The 2,670-nt window shown below is 43.3% G+C and carries 1 protein-coding gene; it reads left to right on the plus strand.

The features are described 5' to 3' along the window. The first annotated feature begins 940 nt into the window (after positions 1-940). Entirely contained in the window at positions 941-2,170 is a 1,230-nt protein-coding gene (locus tag F6K49_RS40240; protein WP_293106427.1) for an acyl-CoA dehydrogenase family protein, read from the plus strand. Positions 2,171-2,670 lie beyond the last annotated feature (500 nt).

Genomic DNA, 2,670 nt, shown 5'->3' on the forward strand with positions numbered 1-2,670 from the left:
GTTTAATAGCTCGTTTTCCTCTTCCCAAGGATTCCTAGTTGACAATTCCGTTTCACTTCATTGTCCCGCTATCATCCCGACGCTCACCCTATCGGGTAGAGCGCGGGGCTTCTCGCGGATCAGCTAAAGTCACAAGTTGACACTCGTCAACAAAAGGTGTTCTCGTAACACCCTGAGCGACAGCTTGCCCTGTAAAGGTACTTACAGAAATAAACGTGCCCACTAAGAACACAATCAGTACCCTGCGTAGGAACAGGAATAAATGGTTCATAAATATTTCATTATTCAAAGAATAGTTCACTCTAGTGAGTATGACTTCCTGTCAAATTGTATGCAAGTTTTTTTTACAAAACTTTATATTAGCCCTGATCGGGATTTGGCAGTCGGAAATCAGGACTGACACTACCCATTTTTTTCACAAATATGAGATAAGCTATATCAATATCTTTGTTGACTTTGAATTACCTTCACTTTAGTTAACAATTACCATCACTTAGCTGATAGCTGAACGCGCACGCGTGCGCGTAGCGCTTATGCTGAATGCTTACGATCCAAAAGGGGGTGTCTACAGCGTTTTTCATAGCTATCAGGTACACAGGATTTTTTCCTTATTACCTCTTACCTGCTCCCTGCTCAGAAGCTCCCTAAAACCTAAGAATTTGGGCGTTGCTTAATAATGGAATAATTTTTAGGTGTGACCCAAGGCCAGGGAACCCGGCCTTGGGTCGCAGCTGTGGAATGGGCATCTTGGTTTTGTACCTGACCCAATTTCAAATTGCTGTAGTTCTATTCCTGGCTCATTTAATCTTTATTTTGTCAAGTAAAATTTATACAAAATAGCTAGATTACCCTGCAAAAATAAAGTTGTTTGGAAGCCCATGCTTTAGTGTTTGTCAGCCGCTACAATTAACGAGGAATAAAAACATCTACTCAATAAACTGTGCAAACTTCTGTTCTCTATGATCGGCAAGTCTATGATCCACAAGCTCTCCTGGATCATTTAAGCCAGCTCACTCAGGAAGAGTTTGCCCCTCGGGCGGCTCAATACGACCAGACAGCGACTTTCCCGGCAAAAAACTTTGAGACTCTGTTTGATGCAGGTCTTCATGCCCCAGCTCTACCGATTAAGTATGGTGGTTTAGGGTTAGGTCACAACAGTGATATCCTCACCCTCTGGATGATGACACGAGAATTAGCAAAGGCGGATTTAGCCTTCACCCGTTGCTGGGAAGGACATACTAATATACAAGTATTATTGACTGCTAACGCTAATGACGCTCAAAAGCAACGTTGGTTTGAAGGGATTGTGCAACGAGGGGAAAAATGGGCGGGTTGGAGTTGCGAACCTCTCTCCAAAGTGCCTGGGCAAACCAGTGGTATTGGTACAACAGTTAAGGTTGTAGAGGGGGGCTATATTGTTGATGGTTGCAAGGTCTTTGCCACAGGAGCGGATGGGCTACAATGGGCGATCTTGTTTGTGAGTACTGCCGGAACAGGAGCTGTTCGTCATAACGATGGACCAGCCCATTCCGTGTTGATGTTAGCCTGTGATTTATCAGACCCAAGTGTCAGCTTTGATTCAACCTGGTGGAAACCAATTGGGATGCGCGGAAGTGTAAGTTATCGCGTACAATTCGATCAGACGTTTATTCCTAAAGAAAATCTGATTGGCTATCCAGGGCAATACTTGCTGGAAGAGTGGCAAACTCGCTTTACTCCTCAGTATGGAGCTGCATTTTTGGGGGCAGCAGAAGGGGCTTATGGTTATGCCCTGGCTCATATCAAAAAGCAACGGAGAGAAAAGGATGCTTATGTGCAGCATCGGATTGCTAAATCAATGATGAACATTGAAACCATGGACTTGTGGCTGCGAAAAGTGGCTAGGTTGTGGGAAACAGGTCAACACCAGCAGGCCAAAGAAGCTGGTAACCGCTTTCGTTATTTGTCAGAAAAATTGGCACTGGATACCTTGGAACACTGTACTCGGATGTGTGGCGCTCGTGCTATGATTCAACCCAGTCCTTTGGAACGGATTTATCGCGATTTGTCCTTCTATACCTTGCATGATAATTGCGATCGCGTTTTGGCCTCAATTGGTCAGGAAGTACTGGGACAAGAAAGCGATCGGGCGTTTTTTAATTCTTCGGGGAACAATCAGGGAAAGTCCTAGAACAATAAGGGCAAGCCCTTATTGTTCTAATTGTTCTGAAAAAAAAATAATCACAAAAGCATAGTTTGGGTAGTGCAGCAAGGTTTGGCTGGTAAATTAACGCCTGGCAATATTCTTTTGTTGATTCAGCTTGTTGATTCAGCCACAATAGCACTGAACTGTCTGGGGTAACCTTGCCAAAGGTGATACTCCCAGAAGCTTTTGTGTGGAAAAAGAATCATGATTTGGGATTAGCTGACAGCAACTTTAGATCCCCCATATTGAGTATGAAATCTATAGTAGTTTTGCTGAGTTAGTTATGGATAAAATTGCAATTTTAGTAACCCATAGACTAGCTTCTGTCCCTTTAGCCGATCCGATTATAGTGTTGAAGGCTGGTAAATTACTTGAAATTGGTACTCATCAATAACTTACGTTAGTATGACTAAATCTTCCCTCCCTCAAAGTCAAAACAGTACTCAAGATACCCCAGGAAAAGAACAAAAAAGTCGTCAACTAGA

Source organism: Moorena sp. SIO3I6, from assembly GCF_010672095.1.